The following is an 18,331-nucleotide window of genomic DNA, read 5'->3' as shown; positions in this document are numbered from 1 at the left end:
TCACACGAGTGCGTTACGTTTGGCCATTTCGATTAGTTCAACAAGGGATTTGGCTTTGAGTTTTTGCATTAAGCGTTTTTTGTAAGTGCTTACGGTTTTATTGCTGAGAAACATGCCTTTGGCGATTTCCTTGTTAGTACGGCCCTGGGCAAATAGTTGTAACACCATGAGTTCGCGGTCGTTGACCGATTTGAATAATTCAAGTTCAGCATAACGAATGTCATCGCTACGTACAGGATTCAATGCCTGACTCGGGAAATAGTTGTAACCGGAAAGTACTGCCTTGATTGCACTGACCAGTTCACTCAAGTCTTCCTGCTTGCACACGTAACCCGAAGCGCCGGACTGCATGCAGCGAATGCCGAACAAGGTCGGGCACTGGGCGGTGAGCACCAGGGTTTTCAGGCAGGAACCCATGGCGTTGAAGCGGGCCAGCACTTCGAGCCCGTCGAGCTTGGGGATGCTGATGTCGAGGATGATCAAGTCAGGCATGCACTCGCGCACCATTTGCATGGCATCGACCCCATTATCGGTTTCGCCGACGACCTTATAGCCTTCATGTTCCAGCAGCATGCGAACGGCAAGACGGATGACCGGGTGATCGTCGACAATAAAAACGGAGTTCATAATCAACTGCGGCACAGGTGCAAACAGGCGCTCTAAAACAAGGCTCCTACTGCTGGCCGCGCGATGATCTACCCCGAAAGCTACCCCGGCAGGAGCGTCCCGAAATGAGCAGAGCCAGAGCCAGAGAAATCGCCAAGACCGTCGACATCTTTCTGCATCCGGACGACCTGATGCGGGCGATCGGCGTCAGTCGCAACACGCTGGACAACTGGGTGAGCGCCGGGCACTTTCCGGCACCCGTGGAGATCGGCATGACGCGCGCCGGAGGTTACGCCGGACGTGTGGCCTGGTTGAAGAGTGAGGTGGATGCTTGGATCCTTGCACGCGCAGCGGCGCGGCCAGAGCCCAGTTCGTTGGCTGCCTTTAACGGTGCCAGTCAGCCTGCCTGAATTTTCTACGGACAAAAGAAAACCCCAAGGAGCGCGAACTCGAAGGGGTTAAGGGGTATTTCCTGATGAGTAATTATAGCTCGACTGCCTCCGCAAGTCTTCGACTGCCGCCGTCGATCTTCGACCTCGCCGCACAGTTTCAGGCCAAGCGAAACGTAGCGCCCTCTGTGCTGACAATGGCCGAACAATCAATCACTGCCACAGCTACCACGTCCGCCATAGCCTTCGCGGAGGGTTCACAGCCAGCAGCCAATGAAGCTGTGGTATGGGATGCCGAGACGTGGCTCTCCGCTTTTGACTCGGCGTTGGCTGCCGACGATGGAGAAGAGCAGGACGCGCTCGCAGTACGCGCCAAACAGGCCATGGAGGATGCACAGCGACGCGGCGATACCGTATGCGTGCAATCGATCCAGTCAGCAGCCAAGCAGGCCAGAACCGCGCGTGAGGATAGCCTCCAGCAGGCAGAAGATGATGTCCCGGAAGGCCCCGTACCAAATCTAGAGGCACCTTTCGGCACGAACGCCGCCAACCTACAAGTTGCGCCTGTTGGCCAGAGTCAGCAGGTGGCGTCACAGCCCTCTGATCGGCAACCTAAGGCGGGAGATATTGACCACGAATCCCGCGAGATCCTTCGCTATATCAGCGAGGATTTTGTACTGCTGACATCCGGAGGCAAGGTCGTTGCGTATCACATCGAAAGCGGCGATACGTTCTGCAAGGAAGGCATGCGCCAGCACTGCGCCAAACACTATGGTGGTGTCCAGATACTGGCTGCCGACAAGGACGGCAACACGACGTGGAAACAGGCGCCAGCCGGGGACATCTGGTGGCAATGGAACGAGCCTGACCGGCGTGTGGTACGTCGCATCGTGATGGAGCCTACGAGCAAGGCCGCGTTTCAAGACGCCGACGATTGCCCGGACGTGTTCAATCGCTGGCACCAGTTGAAAATCACCATGGCTGAACCCAACCCGTCAGCAACTGCAGACAGCGTTACGATTCTGACGAATCACTTGATGTACTTGGCTGGTGGCGACGTGGTGGGCGTGACGTTCTTCCTGTGCTGGCTGGCGCAGCTCTATCAGACGCCTGAAATCAAAATGCCCACAGCGGTGCTGCTGTATTCGCAACAGGGCAGGGTGGGCAAAAACCTCCTCGGCCGACTTCTCTCAAAAGTTTTCGGTGCCCCGTTGGTACTGACCAGCGGCAGCAGCAAGATCCTGACGTCCAAGTTCAACGACAGCATCCTTCACAAGCGGATCATCTTCATCAACGAAGTACGGATCGGCCCTAAGGACAAGGATGCGGTGGAGGAATTCAAGAACACGATCTCCGAACCAACGATGCAATTTGAAGGCAAGGGTGTCGCGTCGAAAGAGATCAAGAACATCGCTCACTACATCATCACGTCCAACCACGCAGACGCGCTGCCGTTGATGGAAAAGGATGGGCGGATCGCCGTGCTGCGCTGTCTGGCCGAGCGCCAAAGCGACCAATACTACAAAGACTTGATTGACTGGATCGACGGGCCAGGTGCACCGGCATTAGCACAGGTGCTGCAGACATGGACGTTTCCAAAAGACTGGGATCCGTACGCGCCAGTGCCTCAGACGGAAGCTGCACGGGCGATGCAGAAGGCCGCGAGGGGGCATGGCATCAACTGGCTTGAAGAACGTGTGGCGGGGCGTGAAGGGCCCTTTGCCAAACAGATCGTCCGCTGTCAGAGCATCTTCATTCAACTGGCGGCGATCCCCACCTATGAATCAACCATGAAGGCCTATGGGATCAGTCCCCAGACACTCCCGGCCATGCTCTCAAAGCTGGGTTTCAAGCAACTTTTCAAGCCAGACAAGGAGGGCAGACCCTCCACCAATCCAAACCGCAAGTGCTGGTGCTCCGACAACCCCGACTGGTGGGATCAACGGCCTGACACCGTATGGACTGACTACATCAAAGACGGCATCGCCCCAGAGGGTATGCCGCCGTTCAAAGGTCAAGACGGTGAGTATTGACTGGCTCGATTGACTCGGGCGCGGCATCTAACGCGCGCTCGCCGTGCAGACGACATCTGCGCTTAGCCTGATTACAACGAACACTGAACCACATTGCAGATGCTACGCTCCCAGTTTCCTAGGACGGAGTGGAAGCAATGAAATATGTGGTCACCGGACGCGTTCAGCCGGAGCGGGCGAACACTTCATTCGGGCACATCGGTATGAAGATGTCGGATGGCGGCAGTGTTGGGATTAGCTGCGATGCGTCCCAACTCACCATCAACCTTACCCTACCTGATATTGACGGCTGGGCCACTGCCAAAGTTTTCGCTGAAGACATGGCACTGATTGCTGTAGGAGCTCTTGGTTTCGCGCACGGTTCAGGATACTTGGCGGATCTCATTCAGGTTACAGAAGAGAATGGCACACCTCATGTCTTCGGGGTGCGGCCGAGCAATCCGCTCCAACCCACAGAAACGCTGGGTTTCAGCACCCACACCGAAGTTTTCAACCGCGCGTTCCGACTGGCAGGGAGAGATGTGTTTTTTCGCTTGGCACTGCGCGATTACCTCCAAGCAATTAACGAAGTAGGCGATTGCGCTACCTATTGCTATCGGGCAGTTGAAAGTATCCAGTCATCGTTCGCTTTTAAGAATGACAAAGATGCGGGCTGGAAAGAAATGCACACAGCACTGGGTACGAACAAAGTGGAGATTCAGCAAACCATCAAAGACTATGCTGACCCTGTGCGCCATGGGAACTGGGTAGAGGCAAAATATACTGACTTCCTTATCCGATGGAAAATGCTTTCCATGACTCGCGAGATTCTCAAAAAATACCTAGATACTGAGCAACCGAAAATTTCATAAGCCTGCTGTGTCTTTCACTGCAACCCCGAACGGAGTCGAAACCATGGTCGCACCCCAATGCTCTCCGCCTGACCCCCTCGAGCGGCTCTATGGCAATCGGCTGACGTTGCTGGTCGAAAACCAGGGGCGCACCGAAGTCGGCGAGAACGTGCGTGGTGCCCTCGACGCGATTGGGGAGAACGCCGGGCACATTAAACAAGGCATCGCCAAGCTTTGCCTTCAGCACAGAGGTGACTGAAAGTGTTTTGTGTACACGAGCATGGCAAATAGGTAGCGTCACTGTATTGCCCACAGATGTCATCCACTCAAGGGAAAAACGATGCGGTTGCTTATTCCATGTTTGCAATGCTCACAGGAACCAGGCCACTTTGCTGACGAGATCGACCTCGTCGAGTACAGAGATGATGGGTGCTATGAGATTACCTGTGCGTTCGGGCATACCACGGTAACGGTACTTCAATCGAATAAATTCGAAGTCTTATTCGACATTGGCGCACATGCGATTCTGGATGGCTATTACCGGGAGGCGATCTCGTCCTTCACGTCCAGTCTCGAACGTTTCTATGAGTATGCAGTTCGGATTTTTCTAGGAAAATCCTCTGGATCTGATGACCTCTTCCTCGTCACATGGAAAGAAGTATCCAGTCAGTCGGAGCGTCAACTAGGAGCTTTCATTTTTCTATGGGCGACTTATTGCAACGAGCCAGCTTCGTTATTGCCTCAAAGCATGACCAAGCTCAGAAACGCCGTGATCCACAAAGGTAAAATACCCACGCGAGAAGAGGCCGTAGAATACGGAAACGCCGTTCTTGAAGTGCTCGTCCCGAAATATAAATTGATCAAGGAGCGCTTCGAAGAACAGGTTGTCCACTACGATCTTCGTCAAATGAAAGAAAATGCCAGCAAAGCTAAAGCAGTAATTCAGCACTCGACGCTCGGCATGGCGAGTATTATCGAAGCAACCACTATGGAACCATGTATCCATAAAAATACTATGGCGGGAAAGTTGGACGCTATACAGGGGCGGCATGAGCGCGCCCGTGAGGGCAGCGTTATCCTTTTAAGAGGATGAGAGCGCACAGCGAATAGAGGGTGCTACCCGAGACGCCCTCTTTCGTTTGTGCGGCGCGCCCGTCAATTGCCTTTCTTACCGCCGCTCTTCCCTGGTACGGCCTTGGGTGGTCGGTCAGGGTTACTCTGCGGGAAGTACTCCTGCGTCTTCACTGGCTTTTTGCTCACGCCATCGCGTTTATCAATCATGGCTATCTTCCTCTGTATCGGTGCCGGATTGGCACAGTTCGTTTTCTTCGCCAGGCGCTACCGGCAAGCGGTGCCCGAACAGCTCAGCCCGCAGTGCCTGTGCAACCTCGTTTAGGTCTGGGCGATCGACCATCACCCACAGCCCGGCACGGAAGCCACGCAGCAGGAGCCGCCGCCGTTGCTTCGTGGCTTCGCTGCCGCGCTCTTCGGCGTCAGCCTGGAAGTCACGCAGCATGGCTTCAAGTGCTGTCGCCGTGGTGGCGGGTCGCCTGCGTGTCTTGTAGCCGCTCAGTTCGCCCATGGCACGCCCTCCTCAAAACGCCGGCCCAATGGCCGAGCCGCGCTTCATGCCTGCCCAGAACTTGTCGAACTCGGCCTCGCTCATGCTGCTGATTTCAGACGCGGAGACACCGCTCTTTTCATCTGGGGCGCGAGCACTACCGTGTGCATTGGACAGGCTGGTTGGGGGCTCTCTACGGGGTGCACGGCTCGCAGCTTTGAAACCCATCTGCTGTGCTCGCTGGTAGATGTGCTCACAAGGGTTTACGCCATTGGCCTGGCACTGCTTCGTGAAAGCCACCAACGCTGCGCTCCGCAGCAGGCCAAACTGTGCAGGATCGGCTTGAGGGTGCATTTGCCGGAGCTTCGCCTCGACATCCTGCTGCACATGATTGAAAGCTTCGGTGTAGTCCGGGTGCTTAGCCATAAAGCTTGACTCGACTTCGACAAGCACAGGGGCCATTGCATCGACTTCTCGCTGCAACTGCGCGTGTGCCGTTTGGATCTGCTGTTGCTGTTGAGCGGGGCCGTTCTGCAACTCATTAAGCGCCTGAGCAAACTGACGTTCCTTGGCCTCGATGTACCCGCGAGGATCTTCATCAAAGTCCGGAATGGCCGCTTGTTCGGCAGCTTGCTGCTGTGCCTGCTGTGTGGCCTGCCATTGGGTCTGGAGTTGTTGAAACTGCTGGGCTTGAACCTGTAGCTGCAGCTCGAGCGCCTGACGCTTGCTGCGCTCTTCGTGCAGTGCAGCGATGGGCACCTTGCGTTTGCCTTGACGAATGGCGTCCTGCTCAGATTCACGATCCAGTGCGCCTTGGCGGGTGTCGTCAAGGTCAGTAGGCAACGCCAGATCCTTTTCAGCGGCATGCAGATCGAATTCCGCGACGGCGGCGTCGAGACCTTCCGGCAACTCGTCGCCGGAGTCGATCACGTCAGGCATACCTACCGTATCGGTGAGTTCTGCGGCCATCGTCTGGCTGATATCGAATTCTTCACTCATGACTTCGCTCCGGAACGGGATGGCGCACGCTGGATCTTGGCGCTCGGGGTTGATTTAGGTGGCTTCGGTAGGGCCTTCCCAGCCAAACCATAACGCCCCTTCAGATCGTCGACACCGGCTGTGTTAGCAGCGCTCGCGGCGTTGGATTCCAATACCTGTGCCAGTTCTTTTTGCAACTTGCTGACTTGCTTTCTGTGTTCGAGATCAGCCAGGTATTCGTCAACCTCGGCAGCAGTTAATGGTCGACGACTGATCTGCTCTCCGCTCAGTCCGAAGCACCGTCCAATTCGTAACTTCTGGCGCTCGGCACGCTGGATCAGCAGCAAACCGGTCAGCAGTTCACCTTCAGCGTTGCCTGCAGTACGTGCACCACGCTCTGTCGGCACATCGTCGTACGCAAGCACAGGGGAACAGTCGAACAATGGTTCGTCGAAGGTCACGGTGTAACCGCCACCTTGAGCCTCACGGATGTGCCCACGGGTGAAGTTGATGCCGTTGAGCTCTGCCTCTTGGCGAAGTTGTTCAAGCCGTTTGAAGTCAAACATGAGCGTGTTCCTCGGACTGTCTGGCGTTGGCGATCTTGGCGCGAAGCAGATTCAATTCGGCTTCGCGCGCAGCGTTTTTGTCTGGACGAGTGGCCTGGCGAAGCTTCTTTTCTGCTGCCTGAAGCGCAGCGCGAGCAGCGGGTAGCTCGGTTTCAAGCAGTCGCTCGATACGGAGCAGTTCGTCGAGGTCAGCCCGCGCCTTTGTCACGGTGTCAGCGGCCTCGATCGCTTGCTGATTGGTGCTCATTTACCCTCCTGTTGCCCGGTCAGCCGGCGCAAGTTATCGACGGCGCGGCGGTTGCCGTTGGCCAGGTATGGGACGAAGGCAACACGCACAGCGGTGCGGGCCTTCTTCAGTTCGGCATCCAGAAAGTCGCGCTTTTCGTCGTCGCCCAACGCAGCCCAACCCTTCGAGCGCATGGCGCGTAGCATCGTCTTGCTGGTCAGTTTTCCAGCCAGCTCGTTGAATTCACTCATCTGATCGTCGCTGAGGTTGTAGCGCTGTTTCTTGATTGTGAAATGGTCTTGCGTCTTGCCCGGCGCCCAACCAATCCGGGCGGCTTCCAGGCGCACAGGGTCGGCTGTCTCTTTCGACTGTGCGATAGGTGCAGCGATGGAGAGCGGGCCGCCTGGGTAGGTACGGTTCGGAACAGGGGCGCCAAAGTGATCGAGCTTGACCGGCAAATCCTGGCGCAGGCCCGGTACCCGATACTTGATCGCATCCAGCACAGAATTCGTTTCACGGCCGTATGGATCGTTTTCGCTGGCGATGTTACTCAGCAGTGTGAACGGCTGCGCCAAGGTGCCGGCCTGCTGCTGGAGATACCAGCTGCCGTTGCGTTTCGGGTCGCTGAGGAATTCACTGAAGTTCGACAGACCCTGCATATAGGTCTTGTTGATCGTGGCGTTGGCGAAGCTGCCGAGCAGGCCGGCGGCGATGTCGCCTGCATCCTTGTGCTGGTAGTCGGTGGTCGCCAAGTCGGCAGCCATGCTGAGCCATTGTGCAAATGGGTCGAGCCGAGAATATTCGTGGTAAGTGTCGCCGGCCTTGATGCTGTACGGGCGCCACCCTGTGGCCATCAGCGCCGCCTTCTCTTCCTTGTCTTCAGGGCCTGCGCCGGTTATGTATCCCGCCTGCGCCAGCGCCCCGGCACCGATCATTACGCTGGTGCCCCAAAGCACCCTGGCGATAGCGCGCTCCTGTTTGGTGCCTCCGGCCTTGATGTCGGCCCGCACATCTGCGAAAGCCGGGGCGAGCGGGGTGCGCTTCAGGCCGAACTTCACGATGTTCGCCGGGGTGCGCACAAACGGCACGATGATGTTCAGCCAAGGCGCTTTGGCTTTCGCAGACATGATCGCTTGAGCGAACGCGCCGGCCTTGTTATTGAAGGTGTTGGTGCGGGCATGCTCGCCCGCCTTTTCGATCATCTCGGACGTTGGATTCTGCACCAGTTGTTCGATTCGCTGACTCAGTTTGGTGTTCTGAGGAATTGCACCGGACTTCCTGTCGGCCATAGCTTGGTGGCGCGCAAGCGTTCGCAGTTCGCCTTCATAGTTGAGCGTTGCAAACCAAGCGTCTTCGGCCCCTAAAGCGCGGTACGGCAGCGAAAACGCTTTTTCGGCGATGCCCTGTGTAGGCCTGATACCGACTCCGGATTCAGCCTTGCCGACGCCCAGCATAGGTGACTCGCCAGACTTGAAAGCATCGTACGCGGCTACGCCTGCTTTGTTCATTCCTTTGGCCGAACCGATCAGCAGATCCAGTGGTTCCGCAAATAACGTCTCGCCTGACTTACTGCCTGTGGCCAGGCGCTTCATCCCGCCGATCCCGGCAGCAATACCGCGCTCAATCATTTCGTTGCCAAGCGTCATCGTATTGCTGAGGATGTTAACGGCGTGAGTGCGGACACCACTCAGCAGCGCCGCACGGTAATAGTAATCGAACAGGCCTGGTTTGCGACTGGCGATCAGCTTGGACGCATTGGCAACACCGCCACTCTGGACTGCTTTGTTCAAGGCAAGCGCTAGATCATCGGCTCCTTGGACACCGCCTATACCTTCGAGAATGTGTTGCGCTTGGCGATAGTCGAATACCTGACGGCGCTGCGCTGCAAGTGCCCGGCCCGATTCTGCGCGGGCGCCTGCAAGCGCGCCGAAAGTGTTTTGCAGATCCGCTATGTTTTGTACGAACTCTGCACGCTGTATATCGTTGGCTTGGCCGCTGGTGATCTGCGACTGCTGTTCGAGCACAGATTTCAGGCGGTCGCTGACGGTGTCCGTCAATGCGATTATTTCTTCCGCATTGAAAGCCTTGCCGATCTTGCGTGAGAACACGTTGTCGATCTTTCCGTCTGAGCCCTCAATGCCAATCAGTCGAGCGAGTCTGCGCTGTTCTTCGAGCGTGACGACGCCGCGCCGACGCGCCTCAATGTCCGCCTCTGCTGGACGCAGGAGATCAAGTGTCCGCGAACGCTGCTCGCCTTGTACGCCAAGATTATCGAGCACCGGGTTCATATCTACGCTACCAGCGAATGGTGTCGATTTAGGTGCCTGCTGCAGTTGCGTAGCTGCGACGACTTGGGAGTTCAAGTCCGATGGTACGGCTGGCGATGCGTTTGCTGCCTGGCCTGCTGTTGGTATCGGCGCATCGGTGGTTTGTGGCAGGCCTTGTTGCTGTTGCGCTGGCATGGGCATCGGTACGACTGGCCGACGCAGAGAGGCGGCACCGCCCATTGCACCGCCGACGGCGCCACCGAGTACCATCTGTTTATCCACGCCCTCCAGCACTGGTCTGTCTGTGGCCAAGTTGGTCAGAATCTGCTGCTGGCCAGACTGGGAAAGCTCTTCAAGCGATTCAATGCCCGTGCCGACGAGTACGCGATTGACCATTCCTTTAGCCACATCCGCACCGTTGGCGCCGGCCATTTGGGCGTCGATATCTGCGACGCCCAGCTTACGCCCAATGCGGGCGCCTGCAGCGCCAAGCAATCCGGTCAAACCGCCTGACAGTAATGCGAGACCGGATTGACCGGGCGTCAACGTGCCAGTGGCCTGGCGTGTCTGCTCCGCTTGCTGCCCGGCCGCTACAATTCCTTCGCCGGCCCCCGCACCCACTATGCCAGCAGTGCCAGCACCGACACCCGCCGCCTTCAATCCAATTGCAATCCCGCGCCCTGCCAGCCCACCTCCAATCATGGAAGGGACGCTCTCTACAGCCATGTGACCGATCAGGCTGGGGTTGTCACGCAAGGCCTGGAAAGTCCCGCTAATGCCTTGAGCCTGATCCATCTGCTGGCGAGCAGCTTGTTGTTCTGGCGAATCCTGAGCGTTGATGCGTTGGCGGATGCCGCTTGAGTCGTAGCCAAGCGCCTTTGGAATCCTGCCTCCCGACAGAAGACCTGCGATGCCCGCCAAGGCGTCGCCAGTACTCACACCACCACGAGCCAGATCACGACCAATCGTGCCGAGTGGGGACTTGTCGATCCACTGTTCAGCTTGGTCGATAATGCCCGGCGACTGGTCGTCATCGTCGAGTGGATCACCAAAGGCCGACACCGCCTTGGGCGCAGTTTGGGCTTGCGGCACAGCGGGGCTCGGCATTGCTGCCGGTTCGTCGTCGATCTCGTCACCGAACGCGCTGAGGGCCATGATCGTTTACCGCCCTTTCTTCGTAACGACACGCCCAGACGTTGGGTCGATGTACTGTGAGCCCGCTGGCAGTGCATCGTATTCGGCCTTCGTAGTCGGCTTGGCCAGGCTTGGAGCAGTCCCGGACTTGGATGCCATTGGGTTCGCGCCACCGTATGTGAGCAGCTCCGCGCCTTGACGGGCCGGTGGCTGCATTGCAGAAGCGCCTGCGCCTGGAAGGCCAGGCACAGCAGTCCCCGTTCCGGCGTTATCGTCGGGCATGACTTCGCCCATCAGCGCCTGCATCGGATCTGATTTGGTTGGGGCGAACTGCCGGAAAGGCCGGCCGAAGGGCACATAGGAGCCGGTGCTGGCATCGAACTTGTGCCGCTGAACCATGCCGTCACCCAATGGCTCATCGAGTGTCATGCGCGGCGTGGGCGTTTTCGTCCCGGACGGCTGCCCACCACTACCGCCACCTGCACTCAGGCGGGCTTGCTGCTGGGCAAACTGGTTGGATTGTTGCTGCAATTGCGCAGCGCGGTGCTGCTGCAGGGCGTCGCTGCTGTTGGCTTTCAAGATTATTTCAGGGTCAATGCCGAGCGCTGCAAGCTGTTTCGCCATTGGCCCCAACTGTGCCTGCAGGTTTGGGTCTGCAAATGCATGCTGCTGGCGCTGCGCGGCCTCCTGCTTCGCGCGGGCCTGATGCAGGGTCATCTGTTGCTGTTGCTCAGCCAACTGAATCTGCTGGGCGCGGTACTGCTGAAGGGCCTGAGCCCGCTGCATTTCGCTCATGCCTGCCAAGGCTTGGCCGAGGCGAGCACCGCCGCTGGGATTGCCCTGTTGCGGGCCTGCATTGGCAAGCAGCTGCGTACCTAGTTGCCCCATCGGGGTGTTCAGTCCGCCGATCCCTTGGTTGAGCATTTCCATGATGGTCGCCATGTAACTAACCCCCAGTCGGGCAACGCCCGGTTACTAATGCAATGTATGAGCACCGGCTCGTTCAGCCGTGAGTTCTGCCATGACGCGGTCGTAGCCGGCCATGTAGGTAATGTCTGCGGCTTGTGCCTCGGCTATTTCCACCGAATTCAGCACGCTGGAGATGGTGCGCTCTGAAGCCGCGGCCAGTTCCTGATCGACAGGCGCCGGGTTGGTCGGGTCGTAGTAGTCGAGCAATGCTTCGAGAAACGTCATGGCTGGCTTCCTTCTGGAGTGGTGGAGCGGTGTAGTTCACGACGAGCGCAGCGACGCGCTCGGGTATTGGCGTGTTCTTGGGCGATTGCGGTGCGAACTATCGCCTGGAGGTTCGGCGACAACTCGCTAAGGTCGTTCGGCAAGACCATTAATTCACCGGCGACTTCGTACATGCTGAACAGGCTGAGGTTCTTCAGTTTGAGCATGGCGGCGCGATCCCTTTCTATGGGAGGGCGATGACCGGAGAGAGCCAGACGCAGCCTCACGACCGAATCGTCCAGGTGCCCAGTGCGCTGGATAATCAGTTCAGCAATTTGCTCGAGGCTGTAGGCGTTCTGTGGGCGTCCGTGAGTACCGGCATGCACCAGCACAGGTTCGGGCAGCTCGTCTTTATGAAGGCTGAAGTAGGAAGGGTCTCGCCCTGTAATAGCCGCGAGCTGGCTCAGCGTAATCGCTGCGGTTTGAGTGTGGTCTAGCGGCTGGCTGAACATTCTTCCAATCCCCCGAATGGTCGAACTTTTTTCCGATGTTTGTCATTTTATCGGCGACGATGGCGTCACGATAGCTTCGCGCGACGAACGGATGAATATATCTATTGACTAAATAATGAAAGAGTGATAAAGATTTTCTGGCTTGCGTGCTGGGGGAGGGAAAATAGTGACTTAAGTCCATGAAAATACGGGGGAATTTTTTGGGGGAAAAATTCAGTTCTCACGGTTTAGGATTGCAGGAAGAAACTTTCGTCGGTCTCCTCTTGTTGTGTGTAATGAGCGGCGCGAAAAGGACTCTACCCCCACACCCGCCCCCTTGATATCTCACCCAACCCTTCCTTTAGGTGCCCAGCCAGCAGCCGTGTCTCCTGCCAGACCTGACGACATCGACCAATGAATTGTTGTGCGCGATGCACCATGTTATCTGAAGAGGGTGCTCTATTTTGCCTGGCTCAAAAGGTACACCTTATGAGCCACCTGTCGGGTATGCGTTTCAGGGTGGCTCAAATGTGTTGATTTATTATGAGCTAGGTATTTATATATGAGCTATAGATTGTGAGCTACCCAGCCACAAAGCACGGGGAGAAGGGGCATGGCGCTTCTAGGGTATGTACGGGTATCGAGTGATGGTCAGTCTGTAGAGGCGCAACGACATTCGCTCGGGAGCACCTATAACATCGAGAAATGGTTCGAAGATTCCGGTGTGTCGGGCGCTGTGAAAGCGCTGGAGCGGCCAGGGTTTAGAGCGCTTGCAGACTTTGCCCGTCAGGGCGACGTGCTGCTGGTGAGTGCTGTGGATCGCTTGGGTCGCGACACGCTGGACGTGCTGAGCACAGTGGAGATGTTGCAGGGCAAAGGCGTCAGCATCATTAGTCAGCGTGAGGGGTTCGACCTCTCAAAGCCCATAGGTAAGGCGATGCTTACCATGCTTTCAGCTGTCGCTGAGCTAGAGCGATCGAATATCAAGGCTCGGCAGATGGCGGGGATCGAGCGCGCTCGCTCAGAAGGGCGACCACTGGGTCGAAAGCCTAGCGTTGATAGTGGAACGGTGACTGACTGGCGCAGGGATAACTCGGCGAGCATCAAGGAAACAGCTACACATTTCGGTGTCAGTGAGTCGACCATCAAGCGTCTCTGCGCGATGCACTGGGCGGTGAATTACGCTCCCGAGTGAGTCGCGGCGTGATCTTTGATCAGGGCCCAGGCTGTCTATTCTTCCAGCCGGTAACGTCTATTAGCTCCGTATTAGGGTAATACAGAGCTAATAACTTGCTGAAAGCACCGGAATAGAGCGGTAAGCACAAAAGTCGTTATGACCTTTATTACCTGAAACGCATTCCAGCGCTTTTAGCCTTTTATGGCGTATATACAGCCTGTACAAACCTGTACATTCACTTCTTTTTACTTCTACTACTACTAAGAGTAATAAAGGTAATAAAAGGGATAATTCCCCCTGTGCCAGAGCCTCTATTCCAAGCCTCCCAAATTTTTATCACCTGTGCCAGCAGCCTAATAATCGGAGTCTCTCAGGTAATAAAATTCCACACCTTGTGCTAAAAAGTCCTAAGAGTTAATTTCTTAGATCGATCTAAGCTATGCTATTTTCCTGACTCTAAAGCCAGTTTTGCCGCATTCACTCTTACGTCTCTGTCATTTACGACACTCAAGCCAAGCCAGTGACCTCTGTCCATAGCCTCTCGATATAGTCCGCCCACTTCTGCATCGCTTCGCGCCGCTGATCCAGCAACTGTGCCCGTGCGTAGGTGGCTCCCAGCGCCCCAGGCATGCGGTGCCCCAGGCACAGTTCAAGGACGATCGGGTCGAGTTTCAAAATCTCATGTCCTAGGGTGCGGAATGTCGAGCGGAAGCCGTGGCTGGTGATGGTGCCGCGCTCGTAGCCAAGCCCTGTGCGTATGCGCACCAGTAGCGTGTCGGCGGAGATGGGCACGCCGAACTTCGATGCGGAAGGAAACACCCAGGTCGGCGGTTCGACTTGTTCGCTTGCGGCGGTGTTGCCGAAGGGAGAGGTGTTGGGTACTGCTTTCTTGTTGAGTGTTCGGCTGTGTTCCTGAAGTGCACGCAATTGCCCGACAGCTTGAGTCGGCAAGGGGACAATCAGGGGTTGGCCGGTCTTGGGCACCACGAAGCGCCATTCGGCCTTGTCGAGGTCGATCTGTTCCCACTTCATCGCGGCGAGTTCGGCGGGGCGCACCGGCAGCAGTACCAGCATCCACAGTGCTGAAATCACGCTGTCGTTGTACGCAACAAAGTTGTTCAGCCGGCGCAGGAACTCGGTAAGGTCTACCGGGGATTCAAGGGCGGCGCGGTGCACCGTCTTGTGTTTCTTCAGCAGTCCGCTTCGCCCCACGGCCACGTTCTTGTCGACCAGTTCGTGGTTCATGGCGTGGTCGAGGATCATGCGCAGTAAGGTCAGGGAGTAGCGGGCCATGGTGGGGGAGTGGGCGAGGCGATCCAGGATTGTCTTCACCTGGCTGACGGTGATGTCGGCCACCGGCATGTTGCCCACGACGGGGTACAGGTGGTTCTTCAACGCTCCGCGGTGGCCGGACAGGGTCTTCGGTGCCAAGCCTGCATTGAATTCGAGCCACTGCTCGGCGACCTTGGAAAAGATCCAGTCTTCCTGAATGCGTTGCGCTTCTTCCTTGATCGCTCGGGCGCGCTTTGGTGCGATGCCACTGGCAACAGCGGTGCGCGCTTCCTGTGCAAGTTCTCGCGCTTTGGCGATCGATATGTCCGGGTAGGCACCGATGGCGAACAGGCCCTCTTTCCCGTCCAGTAGAAACTTGAATCTCCAGAGCTGGGAAGTGCGGCTTGCTTGCAGGTAGAGACCTCGGATAGTTCCCTCGGAGTATTTGCCGGGCTTCTGCAGTTCCTTGATTATGAGTGCGATGTTTTCATCGCTGTCGGCTTGGCGTCGGAGGGGTGGGTTAGTGATTTTGTGCATGGGGTATCCGAAGGGCTTGGATGCGGTGGATACCCCAAAAGTACCCCATAATTTTCTAGCGAACAATGAAAAAAAGGGGTATGTTGAGATCGTTAAGTTGAAAATATCCCAGCAATTACGGGGTTTTTGACCGTAATGGCTGAAATCTGACGTAGCCTCTGGACTTCATAATCAAATCCCATACAAGCACGAATAAAGCGCGCACCTTAGCTCAGATGTATGAACGCTCGTATGAGCGGACATGGCTCTAGGTGCGTTATAGGATAATTCCTACAATTACTTGGGAATGGGACTACGGGTGATTAGGTTTGACGTAAGGAAGGGCTGTTTCAAATGTCACGGGTTTGCGCAGAGTGTTTTGCAAGTGCGGGTCGCAACTGGGGTTTTATAGTGTGTTTAATATTTGTTTGAATTGCGCCGCAAAAGAGGGTGCATCATAGCTAGCAGAGACCTTCGATAATGATTACACCCGACCGGCGCCGGTCGGGTGCAAACGGATCAATGACTGGAGCGCCCGGTCATTTCCAGTGCCATGTCGCTGGCGTAGCTGTCGGTCATGCCGGCGATGAAATCGATCATGCGCAGAAACGAGCTGTGTAACGACGCCTGTGGATCCGGCGCGTTATTGCCCAACAAGTCGAGGATGCGGCGGCTTTTGAACGACGGCGTGCGGCCATTGTGTTGTTCCAGCGCCGCGCCACAGAACGAGTTGAGGAGGATTTCCAGCGTGGTGTACGCGCCGATTTCATGCAGGGTTTTGCGCTTGTCCTGAAAGATCTTTTTGCGCGCAATGTCCTTGGCGTTCAACACGCAACGTTTGGCCGGACCGTGCATGTGTTCCACCAGATCGCCGTGCAAGGTGCCAGCGAGGAGGGCGTCTTGCTGTTCGACGAAGGCTCGCGCCGCCGCGTTTGTCAGGTGTTCGATGGCTTTGCCGCGCAGGATAGCCAGTTTGCGCCGACGTGAATCCTGCGGGCCGAGCTGGCGATAGGTTTCCGGCAGGTCGTCACCGACCAGACCGAGCAGCAGCGATTCGACCTCGGCGTACTCCAGTAGCTCCATCTCGAGGCCGTCTTCGAGGTCGATCAGCGCGTAGCAGATGTCGTCGGCGGCTTCCATCAGATACACCAATGGATGACGCGCCCAGCGCTGGTCTTCGATTTGCGGCAGACCTAGCTTATGAGCGATCTGCTCGAGCAGCGGCAATTCGCTCTGGTAGCAGCCGAACTTGTGCTTTTTGTAACCGAGGGAATCGGCGTGACGCGCAGTCCACGGGTATTTCAGGTAGGTGCCGAGGGTGGCGTAGGTCAGACGCGTACCACCGTCGAACTGGTGGTATTCCAGTTGCGTGAGCACGCGGAAACCCTGGGCGTTGCCTTCGAAATTGAGGAAGTCTCCGCGCTCGGCCTCGCTCATGCCATCGAGCCAGCCACGTCCGGCGGCCTGTTGGAACCAGTGGCGAATCGCATCTTCGCCGGAATGGCCAAACGGCGGGTTACCAATGTCGTGAGCCAGACACGCCGATTGCACGACCATACCGAGGTCAGCGGGGTCGCACCATTCCGGCAAAGCACTGCGCAAGGTTTCGCCGACGCGCATGCCCAGCGAGCGGCCGACACAACTGACTTCCAGCGAGTGGGTCAGGCGCGTGTGAATGTGATCGTTACTGGTGACCGGGTGCACTTGCGTCTTGCGGCCCAGGCGACGAAACGCGCCGGAGAAAATAATGCGGTCATGGTCTTTGTGAAAAGGGCTGCGGCCGAGTTCTTGCGGGCTGTGCAGCGGCTTTCCGAGGCGTTCGCGGTTGAGCAGGGTCTGCCAATCCAAGGCTGATTCTCTCCGTCTGGATAACTGATGCCCTAGCTTCCCGGTTCAGCCCCGTGCCTGCAAGCGGAACTACAGTCCCGCCGCATCAATATCGATCAGCAGCAGTCGTTCACCATTGTCGAAAAACTGTCCGGCGGTGAGGCAGTACTGGTTGCTGGTGGCATCGCGGTAGGTGTTCGACAGGGTCAGACGGCGTTCTTCCCAGCCTTCGGCGAGCAGATGATAGAAGTACGGGCGCCACGACCAGTTGTGCCCCAGATAGCGGTTGTCGGCGAACCAGCCGTTCTGCCGCCATTCCAGATTGGGCGTCAGTTGTGTGCCGTGGCGGTCGCATTGGTAAAACCGCAGCAGCCACGGAAAGGCATCCAGTTGCGGCAATGCAGCCAAGGGCGCGCGTGCTTGAGCCCAGGTTTGCAGGATCATCATCAGCTCGCTGAGTTGCTGGCGCATCTGCATCAATCGCCCGCGTTCGTTGAGTTTCTGCCGGACATAGCGTTGGCGAAGTTCAGCGAAGCGTTGCACAAACGCATCGGCGGGGAAGAAGTCTTGCTGGGCACGTGCGAACAGAAAACCTTGCACGTAGCGCGAGCCGCACTCCAAGGCAAAATTCAGCTGCGCTTCGGTCTCGACACCTTCGGCGATGATCCAGCAGCCGGTCTTTTCTGCCATCTGTGCCAGCGCTTTGACCACGTCACTGCTGGGCCCGCCCAACGCGGCCGCCTGGAACAGGCGCATGTCGAGTTTGAGGATGTCTGGCTGCAAGGCCAGCACTCGATCAAGCTGCGAATAGCCCGCGCCAAAGTCATCAATGGCGATTCGCGCTCCGGCCTGACGATAGCGCGCGACCACTTCGGCCAGGCGTTGGCTATTGCCGCCCAATTCGGTTATTTCGAAAACGATGCGCTGCGGATCGACGCCATGCCGGGCCAGTTGTTTGAGGCTGGGCAAGGCTTGGTCGGGGCGCAGACGACTGATCCAGCGTGGCGACATGTTCAGACTGAGAAACCAGTCTGCCGGCGCTTCATGCAGACGGCTCAAGGCGTTGTCACGGATCTGCCGGTCGAGGCGGCGCAGGCCGATGGCCGGCACGCGCGGGTCGGCGAAAAGCGGCCCGACCGAATTCAGTTGTCCATCAGCCTGACGCAGGCGGCCCAATGCTTCAACGCCGGCAATGCGTCCGGTGGCAGTATCGATAAAAGGCTGAAAGCAGGCGAGCGGTTGCCCGTCGATCACGGGGCCTCCTTAGTCGTTCTTGTTCTGGTTG

At 57.2% G+C, this 18,331-nt stretch carries 19 protein-coding genes; 6 read left to right on the top strand and 13 right to left on the bottom strand.

Going from position 1 to position 18,331, the window contains the following annotated elements; genetic code table 11:
* The gene (locus tag AD669_RS18480; protein ID WP_053122385.1) at window positions 1-627 is read right to left on the bottom strand and encodes a response regulator transcription factor; all 627 of its coding nucleotides are present in this window, start codon (window positions 625-627) and stop codon (window positions 1-3) included.
* A 104-nt stretch (window positions 628-731) separates the two neighbouring features.
* On the opposite strand from AD669_RS18480, the gene AD669_RS18475 reads away from it, so the two are divergent.
* From AD669_RS18475 to AD669_RS18455, 5 genes are all read left to right on the top strand, one after another.
* Window positions 732-1,016 carry an AlpA family transcriptional regulator gene (locus AD669_RS18475; RefSeq protein ID WP_053122356.1) on the top strand — a complete coding sequence of 95 codons (285 nt, stop codon included), beginning with the start codon at window positions 732-734 and terminating at the stop codon, window positions 1,014-1,016.
* A 65-nt stretch (window positions 1,017-1,081) separates the two neighbouring features.
* Complete coding sequence (locus AD669_RS18470) at window positions 1,082-3,028, top strand: primase-helicase family protein (protein ID WP_053122353.1); 1,947 nt, start codon at window positions 1,082-1,084, stop codon at window positions 3,026-3,028.
* Window positions 3,029-3,165: 137 nt separating this feature from the next.
* A complete protein-coding gene (locus AD669_RS18465) occupies window positions 3,166-3,879 on the top strand; it encodes a hypothetical protein (protein ID WP_053122350.1) in 714 nt (237 codons plus the stop codon).
* A gap of 43 nt (window positions 3,880-3,922) precedes the next feature.
* Window positions 3,923-4,117, top strand: a complete 195-nt coding sequence (locus tag AD669_RS18460; protein ID WP_053122348.1) for a hypothetical protein — start codon at window positions 3,923-3,925, stop codon at window positions 4,115-4,117.
* 81 nt (window positions 4,118-4,198) lie between these two features.
* The gene (locus AD669_RS18455) at window positions 4,199-4,951 is read left to right on the top strand and encodes a hypothetical protein (RefSeq protein ID WP_053122346.1); all 753 of its coding nucleotides are present in this window, start codon (window positions 4,199-4,201) and stop codon (window positions 4,949-4,951) included.
* A 62-nt stretch (window positions 4,952-5,013) separates the two neighbouring features.
* On the opposite strand, the gene AD669_RS28815 is transcribed toward AD669_RS18455, so the two are convergent.
* Genes AD669_RS28815 through AD669_RS18410 form a run of 9 tightly spaced genes read right to left on the bottom strand, consistent with a single transcriptional unit; the run spans window position 5,014 to window position 12,275 of the window.
* A complete protein-coding gene (locus tag AD669_RS28815; RefSeq protein ID WP_256218882.1) occupies window positions 5,014-5,139 on the bottom strand; it encodes a hypothetical protein in 126 nt (41 codons plus the stop codon).
* On the bottom strand, window positions 5,132-5,440 hold the full coding sequence (locus AD669_RS18450) for a hypothetical protein (protein ID WP_053122344.1): 309 nt from the start codon (window positions 5,438-5,440) through the stop codon (window positions 5,132-5,134). Before AD669_RS18450 ends, AD669_RS28815 begins: the two co-directional genes overlap by 8 nt.
* Before the next feature lie 12 nt (window positions 5,441-5,452).
* Window positions 5,453-6,418, bottom strand: coding sequence for a hypothetical protein (locus AD669_RS18445; protein ID WP_053122341.1), 966 nt, complete (start codon window positions 6,416-6,418; stop codon window positions 5,453-5,455).
* On the bottom strand, window positions 6,415-6,963 hold the full coding sequence (locus AD669_RS18440; RefSeq protein ID WP_053122339.1) for a hypothetical protein: 549 nt from the start codon (window positions 6,961-6,963) through the stop codon (window positions 6,415-6,417). The genes AD669_RS18445 and AD669_RS18440 overlap by 4 nt, the downstream gene beginning before the upstream one ends.
* Window positions 6,956-7,210: a hypothetical protein gene (locus AD669_RS18435; protein ID WP_053122337.1), complete on the bottom strand. Its 255-nt coding sequence runs from the start codon at window positions 7,208-7,210 to the stop codon at window positions 6,956-6,958. Before AD669_RS18435 ends, AD669_RS18440 begins: the two co-directional genes overlap by 8 nt.
* Window positions 7,207-10,611, bottom strand: coding sequence for a hypothetical protein (locus AD669_RS18430; RefSeq protein ID WP_053122335.1), 3,405 nt, complete (start codon window positions 10,609-10,611; stop codon window positions 7,207-7,209). The genes AD669_RS18435 and AD669_RS18430 overlap by 4 nt, the downstream gene beginning before the upstream one ends.
* A 6-nt stretch (window positions 10,612-10,617) precedes the next feature.
* Window positions 10,618-11,532, bottom strand: coding sequence for a hypothetical protein (locus AD669_RS28485; RefSeq protein ID WP_156316173.1), 915 nt, complete (start codon window positions 11,530-11,532; stop codon window positions 10,618-10,620).
* Between the two features lie 33 nt (window positions 11,533-11,565).
* Window positions 11,566-11,784: a hypothetical protein gene (locus AD669_RS18415; protein WP_053122329.1), complete on the bottom strand. Its 219-nt coding sequence runs from the start codon at window positions 11,782-11,784 to the stop codon at window positions 11,566-11,568.
* Window positions 11,781-12,275: a hypothetical protein gene (locus AD669_RS18410; RefSeq protein ID WP_053122327.1), complete on the bottom strand. Its 495-nt coding sequence runs from the start codon at window positions 12,273-12,275 to the stop codon at window positions 11,781-11,783. Before AD669_RS18410 ends, AD669_RS18415 begins: the two co-directional genes overlap by 4 nt.
* 592 nt (window positions 12,276-12,867) lie before the next feature.
* Between AD669_RS18410 and AD669_RS18405 the strand changes: the two genes are divergently transcribed.
* Window positions 12,868-13,449, top strand: coding sequence for a recombinase family protein (locus AD669_RS18405; protein WP_053122325.1), 582 nt, complete (start codon window positions 12,868-12,870; stop codon window positions 13,447-13,449).
* A 489-nt stretch (window positions 13,450-13,938) separates the two neighbouring features.
* On the opposite strand, the gene AD669_RS18400 is transcribed toward AD669_RS18405, so the two are convergent.
* The 3 genes from AD669_RS18400 to AD669_RS18390 all read right to left on the bottom strand — a co-directional run bounded on the left by AD669_RS18400 (window position 13,939) and on the right by AD669_RS18390 (window position 18,300).
* Window positions 13,939-15,240: a site-specific integrase gene (locus AD669_RS18400; protein WP_053122323.1), complete on the bottom strand. Its 1,302-nt coding sequence runs from the start codon at window positions 15,238-15,240 to the stop codon at window positions 13,939-13,941.
* Between the two features lie 498 nt (window positions 15,241-15,738).
* Window positions 15,739-17,067, bottom strand: a complete 1,329-nt coding sequence (locus tag AD669_RS18395; RefSeq protein ID WP_053122321.1) for a deoxyguanosinetriphosphate triphosphohydrolase — start codon at window positions 17,065-17,067, stop codon at window positions 15,739-15,741.
* A 69-nt stretch (window positions 17,068-17,136) separates the two neighbouring features.
* The gene (locus AD669_RS18390) at window positions 17,137-18,300 is read right to left on the bottom strand and encodes an EAL domain-containing protein (protein WP_053122319.1); all 1,164 of its coding nucleotides are present in this window, start codon (window positions 18,298-18,300) and stop codon (window positions 17,137-17,139) included.
* Between the last annotated feature and the right edge of the window lie 31 nt (window positions 18,301-18,331).

Source organism: Pseudomonas sp. P1.31, assembly GCF_001269815.1.
In the GTDB taxonomy this organism is placed as follows: Bacteria; Pseudomonadota; Gammaproteobacteria; order Pseudomonadales; family Pseudomonadaceae; genus Aquipseudomonas; species Aquipseudomonas rustica.
This window is presented reverse-complemented; position numbering and strand designations above follow the sequence as displayed.